This window comes from Alteromonas genovensis (assembly GCF_010500895.1).
GTDB lineage: Bacteria > Pseudomonadota > Gammaproteobacteria > Enterobacterales > Alteromonadaceae > Alteromonas > Alteromonas genovensis.
Genome location: NZ_JAAAWO010000037.1, coordinates 1 through 504, shown reverse-complemented (window position 1 = coordinate 504; position 504 = coordinate 1). Strand labels below are relative to the sequence as shown.

Annotated in this window: 1 protein-coding gene; it reads left to right on the top strand. The window is 45.4% G+C overall.

The window, feature by feature from the left end; genetic code table 11:
- Positions 1-498: EF-Tu C-terminal domain-related protein (locus tag GTQ48_RS17485; protein WP_275405646.1), on the top strand; the 498-nt coding region annotated here is incomplete at its 5' end.
- Positions 499-504 lie beyond the last annotated feature (6 nt).

Genomic DNA, 504 nt, shown 5'->3' with positions numbered 1-504 from the left:
GGCCGTGTTGAGCAAGGTATTGTTAAAGTTGGTGAAGAAGTAGAAATCGTTGGTATCAAAGATACTGTTAAGACGACTTGTACTGGTGTTGAAATGTTCCGTAAGCTTCTAGACGAAGGTCGTGCTGGTGAGAACGTTGGTGTACTACTACGTGGTACTAAGCGTGATGACGTAGAGCGTGGACAAGTACTAGCTAAGCCTGGTTCAATCAACCCACACACTAAGTTCGAAGCAGAAGTGTACGTATTGTCTAAAGATGAAGGTGGCCGTCATACTCCATTCTTCAAAGGCTATCGTCCACAGTTCTACTTCCGTACAACTGACGTAACTGGTGCTGTAGAGCTTCCAGAAGGCGTAGAAATGGTAATGCCTGGTGACAACCTTAAATTCAAAGTTGAGCTAATTGCTCCGATTGCGATGGACGAAGGTCTACGTTTCGCAATCCGTGAAGGTGGTCGTACAGTAGGTGCTGGTGTTGTTGCGAAGATCCTAGACTAATCTAGA